This is a genomic window from Gilvimarinus sp. 1_MG-2023 (genome assembly GCF_030548285.1).
Genome location: NZ_JAUOSC010000001.1, coordinates 62274 through 76842 on the forward strand (window position 1 = coordinate 62274; position 14569 = coordinate 76842).

General features: G+C 50.5%; 10 protein-coding genes. 5 read left to right on the forward strand and 5 right to left on the reverse strand.

Translation table 11 applies throughout. The features are described 5' to 3' along the window. The first annotated feature begins 242 nt into the window (after positions 1-242). Entirely contained in the window at positions 243-1439 is a 1197-nt protein-coding gene (locus Q4563_RS00275) for an alginate export family protein (RefSeq protein WP_303603221.1), read from the forward strand. A gap of 92 nt (positions 1440-1531) precedes the next feature. Here Q4563_RS00275 and Q4563_RS00280 read toward each other — a convergent pair whose 3' ends face one another. Beyond that, entirely contained in the window at positions 1532-5572 is a 4041-nt protein-coding gene (locus tag Q4563_RS00280) for a hypothetical protein (protein ID WP_303603222.1), read from the reverse strand. A gap of 395 nt (positions 5573-5967) precedes the next feature. Here Q4563_RS00280 and Q4563_RS00285 point away from each other — a divergent pair, with 395 nt between their 5' ends. Then, on the forward strand, positions 5968-6144 hold the full coding sequence (locus tag Q4563_RS00285; RefSeq protein WP_303603223.1) for a hypothetical protein: 177 nt from the start codon (positions 5968-5970) through the stop codon (positions 6142-6144). A gap of 213 nt (positions 6145-6357) precedes the next feature. On the opposite strand, the gene Q4563_RS00290 is transcribed toward Q4563_RS00285, so the two are convergent. The 3 genes from Q4563_RS00290 to Q4563_RS00300 all read right to left on the reverse strand — a co-directional run bounded on the left by Q4563_RS00290 (position 6358) and on the right by Q4563_RS00300 (position 9724). Further along, positions 6358-7374, reverse strand: coding sequence for an aldo/keto reductase (locus tag Q4563_RS00290; RefSeq protein ID WP_303603224.1), 1017 nt, complete (start codon positions 7372-7374; stop codon positions 6358-6360). A 148-nt stretch (positions 7375-7522) separates the two neighbouring features. After that, positions 7523-8443: a cysteine synthase A gene (cysK, locus tag Q4563_RS00295; RefSeq protein WP_303603225.1), complete on the reverse strand. Its 921-nt coding sequence runs from the start codon at positions 8441-8443 to the stop codon at positions 7523-7525. 51 nt (positions 8444-8494) lie between these two features. Beyond that, positions 8495-9724 carry a hypothetical protein gene (locus tag Q4563_RS00300; RefSeq protein WP_303603226.1) on the reverse strand — a complete coding sequence of 410 codons (1230 nt, stop codon included), beginning with the start codon at positions 9722-9724 and terminating at the stop codon, positions 8495-8497. Positions 9725-9893: 169 nt separating this feature from the next. On the opposite strand from Q4563_RS00300, the gene Q4563_RS00305 reads away from it, so the two are divergent. Continuing rightward, positions 9894-10823, forward strand: coding sequence for an HPP family protein (locus tag Q4563_RS00305; RefSeq protein WP_303603227.1), 930 nt, complete (start codon positions 9894-9896; stop codon positions 10821-10823). Here the strand turns inward: Q4563_RS00305 and Q4563_RS00310 are convergent. Next, positions 10817-11599, reverse strand: coding sequence for a substrate-binding periplasmic protein (locus tag Q4563_RS00310; RefSeq protein WP_303603228.1), 783 nt, complete (start codon positions 11597-11599; stop codon positions 10817-10819). The genes Q4563_RS00305 and Q4563_RS00310 overlap by 7 nt on opposite strands. Before the next feature lie 371 nt (positions 11600-11970). On the opposite strand from Q4563_RS00310, the gene ahpC reads away from it, so the two are divergent. After that, entirely contained in the window at positions 11971-12537 is a 567-nt protein-coding gene (ahpC, locus tag Q4563_RS00315; RefSeq protein ID WP_303603229.1) for an alkyl hydroperoxide reductase subunit C, read from the forward strand. Between the two features lie 71 nt (positions 12538-12608). Beyond that, positions 12609-14189 carry an alkyl hydroperoxide reductase subunit F gene (gene ahpF / locus Q4563_RS00320; protein ID WP_303603230.1) on the forward strand — a complete coding sequence of 527 codons (1581 nt, stop codon included), beginning with the start codon at positions 12609-12611 and terminating at the stop codon, positions 14187-14189. Positions 14190-14569: the final 380 nt, after the last annotated feature.

Below are 14569 nucleotides of genomic sequence, written 5' to 3' on the forward strand. Positions count from 1 at the left end.
TTAAGTTCTAGGTTTTTTTCTACAGTTCTAAGTTGTTGAAAAATAATAATAATAAAGTTTTTTGTGCAATGTTAAAGCCGGCTGGCATATGCCTTGCTCTACCCCTTGCGCCGATGTGGGCGACACAAAAAAACAGAAATCCAGCGCACAGTAAAAGCTCACAGATAAGTTTCACAAACTTAGAACCAAAATAGCGCGGCGGGAAGAAAACAAAACCTAAACAACGAGCTAGGAGATAGGCAATGAAAAAGCAATTGGTTTTGGCCTTGGGGGCCGCAGGATTAATGAGCGCGTTTGCAGCACAAGCACAAGAGGCTGCCAGTATTAAAGAAGCACTGACACAGGGAGATGTGAAGTTAAATTTTCGTCTGCGTTATGAGGATGTTAATTGGGATGGACTGACCGACTCGGATGCACTAACACTACGTACCCGATTAAGCTTCACCTCGCAAAGCTACCAAGGCTTTGGCTTAACGCTGGAGATGGACGATGTCCAAGAGCTGCTGGATGCCGATTATCGCACCGCTGGCAATGATGCCCTAAACCCAGGTACGGCGATTATTGCCGACCCCGCAGGTACAGAAGTTAACCAAGCCTTTCTGTCTTATCAGGCTCCCGCTAAAACCACGATTAAATATGGCCGTCAGCGAATACTGTTGGATAATCAGCGGTTTATTGGCGGCGTAGGCTGGCGTCAAAACGAGCAGACTTACGATGCCTTCTCGCTCAGTAATAAAGCACTTGAAGACGGCACCTTTTTCTATGCCTATGTCCATAATGTTAATCGCATTTTTGGTGAAGATAACCCCATTGGGGATCACAAACACGAAGCACATTTAATCAATTTTAATTACGCCGGCTGGGATGCTGGCAAGCTGTCGCTTTATGCCTATTTGTTGGATAACGAAACCGCTGCGGCCTTGTCAAACGACAGTATTGGGGTGCGATGGGCAGGTAAGGCGGGTGAGTCTGTAGGCTACACACTGGAATACGCCATCCAGTCAGATGCTGGCGATAATCCTGTTTCTTATGATGCCAATTATCTTTTGGCAGAAGCTTCAGTAAAATTCAGTGGCGTTAGCATAAAAAGCGGCTACGAAGTCCTCGGCTCAGACGATGGCGTGGTTGCATTCAGTACACCATTGGCAACCTTGCACAAATTTCAGGGTTGGACGGATCGATTCTTAGGCACACCAGCGGCGGGGGTTGAAGATCTTTATGTGGGTGTGTCCGGCGCCCTGGGTGGGGTGAAGTTAGCAGCTACCTACCACGATTTAAGCGCGGAGTATGGCAGTACCGATTATGGTCAGGAGTTCGACATCTCTGCAGCGAAAAAAATCGGACCCGTAACACTGCTGGTTAAGTACGCCGATTATCAAGCCGATGATTTTGGTTCGAACACGCAAAAGCTGTGGGTTATGCTAAACGCGACCTTTTAAGTCATTATTGTAGTCGTGTATTAACGCAACACAGACAAATATATATTTTTCAGTCTGTCAAAAAATGGCCCCAATATTATGGGGCCATTTTTTTATTTGTCTTCCGGTAAATCTAACTCCAGGCTTGTTTTGTCCTGTGAAGCACTTGGCGCTACTGGCGCCTTGGCGGGTGGGCTTTGTGAGTGCCAAATGCCGCCATTACTAAGCTGTTGCCAACCCCAACGTAACCAGCCGGTTAGGGCAAAGGCGAGCCATAAAGACCACAGTAGCATAACCAAACGATAAGCCCACAGTGGCAAGCTGATAATGGTAACCTGGGGTGTGCTGCCCGCACCCTGATCAATAAACCAGTGCAGTAGATGGTTACTTGAGCCATTGCCCTGAACCAACATTTGCGGTTGCGCCAAAAGCCCGTAGGGAATAGTGACCAGTAACAACAATAACGAAACAACACTAAAAATAATTAAAAACACCTGCATAACATTAAAGTTATTACCCAAGCTTGCGCAGGCTGTGCGTCCGCGCACCGTTAAAGCAATAAAGCAGGCGGCAATGATTAACAGTAGCAAGGCGTTCATGGTGACGATGCCCAGGCTTAGCAGTATCCATTCCCACGTACGCAGTGGCGTCAATTTGGTTTTGGCCAAAGCGATAGCCAGTAACAACACCACCGCCACTATGCTCCACAATAAAACAGCCGGCCCAATTTGTGGCCCGGAAACCCACAGCACCCACCGATCACTGGGCAAGGTTATTGAAATCTCGGCGTTGGCAAAGGGGTAATCGAGCCGAACCGGTTTTGGTTTGGTCAGTAGCGATAATTCACTGGGGCTTTGCCATTGCAGCTCAACGTTTTGGGTGTCGGCGCTTACCGGTATCGCAAGCTTGCCACTTTGCTGCGCGCTGGGTTGTTCACGCCCGTTAACATGAAGTCGGGTCAGCTCGGCACCGCTGGGTAATTGAAATTCAAATTTACCCGCTTGATAGGTTTGCACACTCACATTCAATGTGTTGGTTTGCAGCCCTTTGCCCAGTGTTTGCCCCAGAGTTAATTCACTCAATGCCAGTGTGGTCCCTTCAACTGGGGTGGGGCGCGATACCTCTAACGTTAAGTTGTCGCCGGGGCGGGGCAACCATTTTACTTGATCACCCTGTAAAAGCTTAGTTGCTTCGGAGGTGGTCTTAACGTGCCACTTAGGCGCTGCACTTAATTGCCACACTTCATAGCGTTGACTGTTAGCATCCGCGGCGGTAAGTTCTAAGCTTGTGTTTGGCTCCAAGCGAGAGCGCCACTCAACGCTGCGCTGGGTGGGGGCTAGTTGTACCGGCATAGCGCCATCAATCAGCTCACTATCGCTCAGGGGTTGTTCGCCTGGTAGCAGAGGAACTGAAGCGTTAATGCCTCCCTGGCTAGGCGCCATACGGTAGACGCGAGTGTGTACCATCCAATCGTGTTCAAGCTGAATGTGACGTTCTACCCGAATAAACGGAGCAATGTCGTTGGGTTGCAGCTCTACCTGATCATTGGTTTGTGTTTGCACTGGGTTCAGTTGCAGATGGCGACCAGGTTTTTGGCTGAGGTTGACGCTCCAACCGTCCAGCTCGGTAGTGACATTATGTACCACCGTGGAAAAATTTAAATCCAAGGTTTGGCGTGATGGCACCTGACCGGAAAGCACCACTTGGTGGTGCCCTTTGGGAACTGCGAGCATAAACCCAAGGTCGGCACGCTGTAGGGTGGCGGCTTTGTTATTCAGTGTCACCTGCTGCGGCCAGTTATAACCTAGCTCGGGTAGACTGAGAGTCGTTAAGGCTTGTGCGCTGACTTCCAGTTGAACGGTAACCTGTTGATCGTGCGCCTGTACCAGCGTTGAATTAATGACAGCGCAACTTGGATGGCAGTCGGGCGTTGCAAACAAACGTTCACGCAAGTCATCAAGCAGCTCATTATCAATCACCACACTCGCCTCTGGGGCGGGTGTCCAGCCGCTGCCAACAATCAAAGCCAGTACTGCAGCTACACTAGAGCGGGGCAGTTGGGGGAGGCTAGGCCTGGGGCTTTTAAGCCACAACAACCACGCTAACAACAACGGCGAAAGCAGAGCCAGTAGGTGACCGAGTTTATCCAGTATAGGCGGTACCATCAGTAAGGTCAGTGTTTGGGTATGGGTCACCGGACCGGTCCAGTTTAAGCGGGCGGAATTCCACTGCCATTTCATTCGCGGTGGTCCAGCCTGCACTTGTTGTTGTGCATCGTACTCGGTGCTGAGTATTTCTTTTTGTGGCGCGGGGGCCTCGGCGTATCGAATGCTGCTCAGTATGTTGCTGCTTTGATCAACGACTTTCTCTTCTAGCGTTCGAGCTACAACGCTCACTTTATCGGCCGATTGAGCCTTTTCTGCGTGTGGTGCTTGCAGGGTATTGATTTGCGAGTGTTCGAGTTGTGGATAAGCCACCATTCGGGCTTGATTAATGGCAAAGGGCAGCATAATAACCGCAAAGAGTGCAAAGCTTGCCAGTGTGTAATAACTCAAGCGCTGGTGCCATTTGTCTTTAACGTGCTGAGCCAAAGCAATGCAAATGGCAAAGTTAAGCCAAATAATCAGCGGTGCTCCCTGGCGTTGATACGTTAACAAAACCACAAACAGCGCCAACGCAGCGGCGCGCCATCCACCCACGCGTTTAACCGCAACCGCAATGATTAAAATTAAAAAGATATCCCACAGGTTAAAGCGATCTATCCATACGCCGCTTACATTGTCGGCGCCCGAAGTGGCTAAAATAGACCAGCCCGGTGGTAAAAATAGTTGGCTGGAGACGGACTCAAAACTTTCATCCCAACCGCTAACGGGAATACTGCTCTGTCTTGGCATACGGCCTACGGCTGATAGGTTGACCGATTGCTGACGTACCTCTACCCCGAGCTGATCGTTTAGTTGCGATACCACTAAGGGCTGATTGGGGGTTGAGGCACTGCCTAGTTGATAGGCCTCCACCACATTAAGGCGGGCGTTGGGGCCCAGCTCACCGGTTAACGTATCTTCAATGGTAAAACCTGCACCATTAAAATCGAGCCAAAGTTTTTTATTAAGCGTTAACTTGTTCTTGCGCTCGCCGCTGATACGGGATATTTCCTCGAGCGTTGCCGGGTGTTCATGGTTTAACAGGTAGGCGGGATGATTGACCCATTGGGCGGGGACTTGCGCTTGGGCTGGGTCCACCGTGGGTGCGCCACTGATGTTGGCATTGCGATACTGAGTGTCTGCGGCAAAGCTCCAGATTTCCTGTTCGGGCCAAAGCGCTTCATTTATATTGGCCGATAGCGGCGGTAAGTTCTGCAGGCTGTAGGCTTGAATATCGATGTGCCAGCGGCCGGGTTTAACCAGAGCGGTAAGCGTATTGTCGGCATTAATTCGCGCGGCCAAATTGCTTTGCACCGACTGCGCTTTAAAATGTTGGGGGAGTACTTGTTCGAGCTGTATTTCTCTTGAGGTGCCACTGACGTCAAGGTGAATGCGTGTGGTGAGTGCCATGGGTATGCCGTCTTGCAGTAAGCGGTAAACGCGTACATTTACATCGTCAGCTTCACTGTCGGCTATCTCTTGAACCTGTCCCTGTAGCCTGAGCGTATCGCGGTCTACCTCTATTCGAGGTACGACTTGTTGATGGCGGGTAAGGCTCAGCAGCCCAGTTTGGCGGGGTATGCTTAACAGCTTGGGTAGAGCCCCCCATTCAAACCGCCCGTTTATGGTGTGGTTGCCCGCATCGAGCACAACCGCGGGGGCATTGTTGTAGCGAAATAGATTAAGGCTGGTTCCGGTTTGGTCGGTGACAGCCAGAGGCCAATGATTGTCATCCCCCGGTAAAATAACCTGAGTGCGACGGTACAGATCAACCTCAAGAGTAAATTTACCGCCGCTATCATTGACGTTTAATTGCAGTGACTTGGGCCAGACACAATGGTGTGCGCTGTTCGAGGCCAAAACACAGGCCGCATCGGGGCGCTCGGCCCGTATCCAATCGGCCCATTCGGCCAGCGGCTTAGGCGTAGCGGCGGGGTCGTAGGCAGCGTGGCCAGGAAGGGTAGATAACAGCAGCGCTGTAGCTACGAGAAAGAGGATGATTTTTTTCATACGAGTGCTTCCCGTCACCAATTGATTATGCGCGATACCTTAGCACAAGGCGGTTATTGCGGGAATTAAAAGATGTTACACAAGAGCACAGGTTCTACTTTTGGAAACAAGGTCGTTCATGGCAAAAAACGCTCGGTAATCGGCTGGCCTCAGGGGACAAAAGCGGGCCATCGGCGCGGGTTTTAGTGGGCGGTCGTGTTTATTGTGACGTCGTAATAATCTAGGTTAAGCGCTTCGCATCGGGCAAGGAGCTGCCAGTGTGTGTAGTTGTTCTTAGTGACCGAAAAACACCTTGCCAGCTTTAAAGCCGATCTCTGTCGGAGATAGATTGTCGCGGGGAGTGTGATTTTGGCAAATGAATTTGCTGTTATATGTGTGTATCGAGGGAGTGCAATATGCAAAAGGTTATCGTATTTAGAAAAATGTCATTTTGGACAAGTCAGCCGGATATGTTGAAGTTGAATCAAAAAATCCAGTCATTGAATAAAGATGGTTGGAAGGTTCAATCAATCGTTCCCAATGTCTCTATGGTGGGGGCTATTCGTTCATTTACTTTGCTGCTTGAAAAGTAATTTTTAAATATACCTCATTAAAAATCATATAATGATAATATTATGTCGCTGCAAAGTTATGCGGCTGCGTCCGCTACACTTGCGATTCGCAGCCCATATTCGGGTGTTAAGCATCCCCCACTTCTATTAATATCCAGCTCTGCGGTCTAAATAATCCTTTACCTTTAATTGTTGATTAAAGAGAGGATTGAATAGCCCTGAGCTTTGGTATGGTTAAGGCTTAACAATAGCGTCAATCGCTGCCAGCTCGTCTGCACTAAAGTTCATATTATTTAAAGCCGCAACCGAATCGTTGATTTGTTCGACACGGCTGGCGCCGATGATGGCACTGGTGACGGTTGGGTTATTGAGCGTCCAGGCAATGGCCATTTGGGCGAGGCTCTGGTCGCGGCTTTGGGCTATGTCGTTTAGGGCGTTTACTTTACCTATGACTTCTTCGCTTAGGTCACTTTCTTTTAGGTAAATTTGATCGCCCCGGCCAGCGCGTGAATTATTGGGAATGCCGCCTAGGTATTTGTTGGTGAGGATGCCTTGATTCAGTGGCGAGAAAACAATGGCGCCTACACCTTCGTTGTCCAGCACGTCGGTCAGGCCGTCTTCAATCCAGCGATCCATGAGGTTGTAGCGGGGCTGGTGTATTAGCAGCGGGGTGCCTAGGTCTTGCAAAATAGCGGCGGCTTGCCGAGTTTGTTCTGCGCTATAGCTGGAAATGCCGGCGTACAGTGCACGGCCTGAGCGAACAATGTAGTCCAACGCTTGCATGGTTTCTTCCAGTGGGGTTTCTGGATCAAAGCAGTGGGAGTAAAAAATATCAAAGTACTCCACACCGCAACGCTTGAGGCTTTGGTCGCAACTGGCTACTAAGTATTTGCGTGAGCCGCCCATACCGTAAGGGCCGGGCCACATGTCGTATCCGGCTTTACTGGAAATGATCATTTCATCGCGGTAGTGGTCTAGACCTTCGGCCATAAGCTGGCCAAAGGTGGATTCTGCCGAGCCGTAGTTGGGGCCATAGTTGTTGGCTAAATCGAAATGCGTAATGCCGAGGTTAAACGCGCCTTGAACCATAGCGCGGGCATTGGCCAGGGAGTCTACCGCCCCAAAATTTTGCCACAGTCCGAGAGATAGGCGTGGCAGGCGCAAGCCGCTTTTACCACAGCGCTGATAGGGCATGGTTTGGTAGCGTTGTGCGCTGGCGACATAGCGCGGATTGACTTCGTGGGTAATCATTGGCTGTCTCTTATAGTGTGTTGTGTGGCTAACGGTGCCCGTATGCGGGTTGGGCTTATTGTTGGATTATACCTATTCTACGAAAAAGCCGACCTTTGGGGGTCGGCTCTGACGATTCTTAACAGAGTTTTCGTTTGCCGAGTTGGTGTTATTCGCTGGCAAACAAATCGTCAATGGATAGGTAGCGCTCGCCGGTGTCGTAGCTGAACACCAAAATACGACTGCCTGGTGCGAATTCCGCTTCGCGCTCTTTAACCGCCGCGAGACTAGCGCCAGATGAAATGCCGACAAATATCGCCTCTTTGCTGGCGCACTGGCGGGTCATTTCAAAACTTGCTTCTTCGCTAACGGCAATGGTGCCGTCCAGAGTGTCGGTATTGAGAATCTCCGGCACAAAGCCGGCGCCTATACCCTGCAGGCGATGCAGACCTTTTTCTTTGCCCGCGATTACTTGGGATTTTTCTGGCTCTACCGCATAGGTTTTCATATCGGGAAATTCGGCTTTTAACGCTTCGCTGCAGCCGGTGATATGGCCGCCGGTACCCACGCCGGTAATTAAGTAATCTAAACCTTCCGGAAAGTCGGCTAAAATCTCCTGGGCGGTGGTTTTGCGGTGCGCTTCTACATTGGCTTTGTTGGTGAATTGTTGCGGCATCCAGCTGTTGGGGTAATCGTCGCGTAACTCGGTGGCTTTGTTGATGGCTCCGCCCATGCCTTGCTCTTTCGGGGTTAATACCAGCTCGGCACCGAGGGCTTTCATGATTTTTCGCCGTTCGACAGACATTGACTCTGGCATGGTCAGTATAAGTCGGTAACCGCGCGCGGCCGCTACCATGGCCAAACCAATGCCGGTATTGCCGCTGGTCGGCTCGATGATAACGGTGTCTTTCTGCAGCAAATCTTGGGCTTCGGCGTCATCAATCATGGCCAGAGCAATACGGTCTTTGATGCTGGCGCCGGGGTTAAAACGTTCGGCTTTCATCCATACTTCGATGTCGGGTCGAAATAGGTGGTTAATTTTAATGCACGGGGTGTTGCCAATGGTCTCTAGAATATTGTTGTACTTCATTGTTCTGCTCCGTTTGGTGTGTGGCCGGCTTAACTTAGCCCTAGTCGAGGGTTATTTCAATAATTTTGAATCTAATACGTCAGCCGGTGTTCCGATTAAATTTTCTACACTCTCTTTAAGCATGGTGAGGTCAACCCGCTTTTCTTGGACCAGTATACGGGTGATGTCGTCTAGCGATTTTTCCCCATCAGTCTTTTGGTCAATTTCCTCGGCCAGCGCTTTAATTAATAATACCGCACGCGCGGTTGTTTCCCCGCTTGAGGCGCTACCGCGCAGCTGGGTGATGTCTTCACTCCAATCGGCAAGCCATTGGTAAATACGCTCGAGCCTATCGTCGCTTAAACCCCCACTGCGGTAGAGAATTTCAATGGCATAGTACTCGGCCAGGCCCTCGACTAACCAGTCGTCGTTGCCTTTATCGGTAATGCCGGTCAAGGTATGAAATAGCTCATGGAGCAGGGTGCTGGTGCCATTTTCGCTCACCATAGGCCGGTCGGCATGGAAGAACAGCGAGTTGGGGCCTGACAAGCCACCACGCCACATGGGGTCTGGCGCGGTAACGATTAATATCTTGGGTGGCAGCTCGTCCAACAGCTGACGAAATTGAGGCCAGTTCATAAGAATAAAGCTGACTAAGTCCATCCGTTTTACGCCCAGATTTTGCGGCGCACTGACGGCAATGTGTGTATCGCTTAAGCGCTCGCGCCGGGTGCCGAGTTTACCGGCTATAAACCAACCGGTGGGGCGGTCAAAGCGTCGGTCGGGGGCGTCAATGGCAAAGCTGCCATCTTCTTGTTTGAGCCAGCCGCTGTTCACGCTGTTCCAGTGCTCGGGCAGGGTAAAAGTTAAGGTGGCTTGGCTTTCAACTCCGGCTTTAGTGCGTACTTTGGCCGGTGGGACTAGATCGTCGCCCCTAAATATGGTGAAGTCTTTTTGCCGGATAGAGTCGAACTCCCCTGGATCGCGCTCGTGATTAAGCGCCACTTTATACTCTAGTTTGGCGTTTTCTTCCGGTGGGTGCCAAATCGCGCGCCCATCGTTGACCTCTAGTTGACCGTTGCCCTCTATATCACTATGAAAGTCGGGGTCGAGGTTAAAATTAATACTCTTAATCAGCTGGGCTTGAGGAATGGTTATGCTCATCTGAGCGTGCTCGGTATCATCGCTTATGGTCGCATGATATTGAAGAGCGTAAGTCTCGCTAATGGCGGTATTTGAGGTGATTAACAGAGCGAGGAAAAAGCTCGATTTAAAGATTCCCGAGCGGAACGTCAGGGACATAAAAATATAACTCCGATGACAACGAGTGAGTGTAAGTAAACATAGAGTGCATGGTTTGGGCACACGCATCAACGCCTATGATCACATTTCGGTCGATAAATTCAACTTGTTAACCGAAGTGTCCTTCTTTATGATGCCCCACCTTGGTGCACTGTAAAGGTAGAGTCGCGTGTTATTTCTCAAAGGTTTACTGGGGATAGAGGAAAATGTAACAAACCATCCGGAAAAACTGATATCCGGTTTAGGTGCTGCTGTAGGGATTGGCTTGGTTTACGGCTTAACACAATGGTTTGTACCGGACGCTACGGCTTGGATCTTGGCGTCTATGGGGGCTTCAGCGGTACTGCTATTTGCTGTGCCCCACGGGCCACTATCGCAGCCGTGGGCGCTCGTCGGCGGGCATCTAATCTCAGCTTTGGTCGGGGTGTCGGTTCAGCAATGCTTACCTGGGCAGCCTTTTGCGCCTGCTCTTGCGGTTGGCCTTGCCGTATTGCTCATGTGTTATTTGCGTTGCATACACCCACCCGGTGGGGCTACCGCTTTAGCTGCGGTTATCGGTGGGCCCGCTATTCATCAGTTGGGTTATGGTTATTTGTTGATTCCGATAGGCATTAATGTCGCCGTTATCTTGGTCGCTGCGGTGTTGTTTAACAGTGTGTTTGCATGGCGGCGATACCCAAGAACCTTGGCTAGCAGCGGGCATGTGGTTAATAAGTCTCTGCCAACGTTGACCCATGAAGACTTTGCCGCGGCAATGCACGATTTAAACACTTTTGTGGATGTGGCGCCGGATGAACTGTCGGATATATTTGCTCGTGCCTGGGAGCATGCACGCCAGCACGATAGCCATAAGCTTGAGCTACACAAAGGGGCTTACTACAGCAATGGCGAGGTGGGTGCACAGTGGTGTGTTAGACAAATTTTTGATTGCGATGACGACCTAAGTCGTAATGATGCCAAATTAATTTATCGCAATGTGGTTGGTGTCGAGTCAGAGCAAACCACACTTTGCCGAGTTGGGGAGTTTCGCCAATGGGTACGCTGCCAAGTGCAAAAACGCAATGGTCATTGGGTTCGCGTGGTGCCAGAGGCTCAATAAAAATCTGTCACTTCAATGTTATAGCGTTGCAGTATTGTCTGGTATTGATCGGTTTTCCGAAATTCTGCCACCGCTTGGGTCAAGTCGGCGACTAATTGCTGGGCGTCGGCTCTGGTTTGTGAAACCCCTATATAAATAGGTCCGCTATAAACGGCCTGGTCGAAAAAACGGATTTGACTCTCAACCCCTAACGTGCGCGCATGATGGGTAATACTGGCCCGGTTGCCCAGAGCATAATCTATTCTCCCTGCCAATAATATCTTAACCAGCTGCGACTCGGTGTTTACCTGTCGCTTGGTAAAATCATTTTGGTCTTGCAGTGCCTCACCATAAAAATAACCCCGCACGCCTCCCACTTTGTGTTGCTTAAGGTAGTCACTGTTAAGTGGCCGAGGCGTGGTTACTGCTGTCTCCAGGCGAGAAAAAACGGAGATAGTTTCAAAAATATGGGGTACTTGGGTGAATACTATGCCCGGCGAGCGTTCGCTAGTGTTAAATAAGGTGCAGGCGATATCAGATTTACCTTCTCTGAGTTCGTGCAGCAGGCGTATAAAAGGTGAGCGCTTAAAGCTGAGGGTGTGACCGAGCGAGGCCACTACTTCTCGGCATATCTCAATAGAGACGCCCGTAAACTGCCGGTTAATATCGTCGTAGTAATAAAACGGGGGGTAGTCTTCGTTGGCGAGTGATGCCTGTAGCTGGAGGGCGTGTACAGGCTGTGAGCCAATAGACAAGGCCAGAAATGGCGCGAATAGAGATCCCAAAATCAGTTTCAACGGCCGATCCTACTTTTTGGTCTGCGTGCCAGAATACTATACCCGTATTTGACTGCCAATATAGGGTTTTTCCCAGATAGAGACAGCTCCCACTCTCTGCCTTCCCTGTTAGCCTTAGCTGGAACGCTTTCCCTTGCCCTGAGTGAACACCAGTGTCAAGAAACCTGTACCGATAGTCAGCCTGCCGACTAACTCATATTGTTGTATCTCCTCCTACAATCACCCGCCATAAAAATATCGACCCAGCCCGCCCGATAGGAAATAGCTATCAGTAGAATAATGATAGTTAATTTAAATTGTTTCTTTATGGTTGATAGTATTTATTCCGTTGATTAGATATCGCTTTTTAAACACTAACTCAGGAGTAAACCATGTCTCGATATATCAATAGTGAACTGCAAGCCTTTCAAGCCAAAGCTTATCTGAAGGGTGAGTTTGTGGATGTTTCCGAAGCCGATTTTAAAGGTAAGTGGGCGGTTGTTTTCTTTTATCCTGCGGACTTTACCTTCGTTTGCCCGACAGAGTTGGGCGATTTAGCGGATAACTACGAAGAGTTTAAGCGCCTGGGCGTTGAGGTGTACTCCGTATCGACGGATACCCACTTCACTCACAAAGCCTGGCACGACTCATCAGAGACTATTGGCAAGATTCAGTTCCCGATGATTGGCGATCCAACAGGGGCGATTACCCGCAGCTTTGGCGTGATGATCGAAGAAGAAGGCATTGCCGATCGCGGCACCTTTGTGATCGACCCCGAAGGCCGGGTGCAAATTGTTGAAATCACCGCCGGTGGTGTAGGGCGCGATGCCAATGAGCTGATACGTAAAATCAAAGCGGCTCAATATGTTGCTAACAACCCAGGTGAGGTTTGCCCGGCTAAATGGAAAGAAGGTGAACAGACACTGGCACCATCGCTGGATCTTGTCGGCAAAATTTAACTCTAGCCCCTTTGTGCCGGCTTCGGTCGGCATTTTTTTTAACCATTTATGAACAACATCGGGACACACTTATGTTAGATGCAACAATCAAACAACAATTGGACACCTATCTGCAAAAGTTGGCGGAGCCCATTGAGCTCAGTGTGTCCATGAACGACGGTGAAAAAGCGCGCGAATTGAGTGCTTTAGCGAGTGAAATCGCGAGTTTGTCTGACAAAATTCAACTCAAATTTCAGTCTGCCAATCGCTCGCCCAGTATGGGCATTGCCAGAGCGGGGGAGACGCCTCGGGTGAGCTTTGCTGGTATTGCTCTGGGGCACGAATTTACCTCGTTGGTGTTGGCCGTATTACAGACCGGTGGTCACCCGATAAAAGAAGATGAATCTTTAGTGGCAAAAATTCGCAACCTCAAGGGCGAATACCATTTTGAAACCTTTGTGTCGCTCTCCTGCCAAAACTGCCCAGAGGTAGTTCAGGCTCTGAACGTGATGGCGACGATTAATCCGAATATTACCCACCAGATGGTCGATGGTGCTTTATTTCAAGAGGAAGTTGAGCGGCGTAATATTATGGCCGTTCCCGCGGTGTATCTAAATGGTGAACCCTTTGGGCAGGGGCGCATGACCCTGGATGAAATTGTCGGCAAGCTCGATGAAAACAGCGGCGAGGAAAAAGTCGCCGAGCTAAACGCCCGCGAAGAATACGATGTGCTTGTAGTCGGCGGTGGGCCAGCCGGCGCAGCGGCGGCCATTTACGCGGCGCGCAAGGGTATTCGTACGGCGCTTCTGGCCGAGCGTTTTGGTGGCCAGGTGATGGACACTGTGGGGATCGAGAATTTTATTTCAGTGCCCTACACCGAAGGGCCTAAACTGGCCGCAGGGCTGGAGCAACACGTAAAAGACTACGGCGTAGATATTATCACCGCCGAGCGCGCCAACCGAATTTACCGCGATGAAAAAATAAACCTGGAGCTGCAAAGCGGAGCCAGTTTGGCCAGCAAAAGCGTTATTTTGGCAACCGGTGCCCGCTGGCGCGAGCTGGGTGTGCCCGGCGAAGCTGAGTACCGTACCAAGGGCGTGGCTTATTGTCCGCATTGTGATGGCCCATTCTTTAAAGGTAAATCCGTAGCGGTCATTGGCGGTGGCAACTCCGGTATTGAGGCGGCGATTGATCTGGCCGGAATTGTCGATCATGTAACCGTGTTGGAGTTCGCCGACACCTTGTGTGCTGACCAGGTCCTGCAAAACAAGGCAAGGTCGATGGCCAATATCGAAATTATCGCCAGCGCTCAGACCACCGAAATAATCGGTGATGGCCAAAAAGTGACGGGCTTACGTTACCGCGACCGGGTAACCGAGCAAGAGCACACACTGAGCCTAGCGGGTGTGTTTGTGCAGATTGGTTTGGTGCCCAATACCGAATGGCTGCAGGAGTCAGAGGTGGCACTCACCGTGCGCGGAGAAATTGAAATTGACGAGCGCGGTGCGACAAGTGTACCCGGCATATTCGCTGCGGGTGACGCCACGACCGTGCCCTACAAACAGATAGTGATCTCTATGGGCGCAGGAGCCACGGCAGCACTGGGTGCTTTCGACTATTTAATTCGCCGTGAGGTTGCGCAGCCAGAGGTTGAGAAAAAATCGGCGGCCTAGTATTTATCTTTCAACTCCCATTGGCCCTTCGGGGCCTTTTTTTAAGCCAAAAAAAGAGCCGCGAAGAGCGGCTCAAGGGGGAGGGTGATGCCGCGGCGGACGCCGCGCTCATCGATGGGAATAAAAAAAGGCCGCCCACCGGTGAGGGTGGTGGCCTAACGAGGGTGAGTGGTTCACCGGCTCGGGCGAATAAAAAAGGGCCGTCAATCGGTTAAAAAAGCGGCCCAAGTCGGGGGGTGAAAACATGTTTACACTCTGAACCGCACCAGTCACTACTTGAGAGGTGCTCAAGTTGGCGTCTGATTGCTGGGCTGGATTGGTATTAACCATGTCAATTGTCTCGCAGCGGTTCAATAGTGTTCGCAGTATTGCGTGTGTTG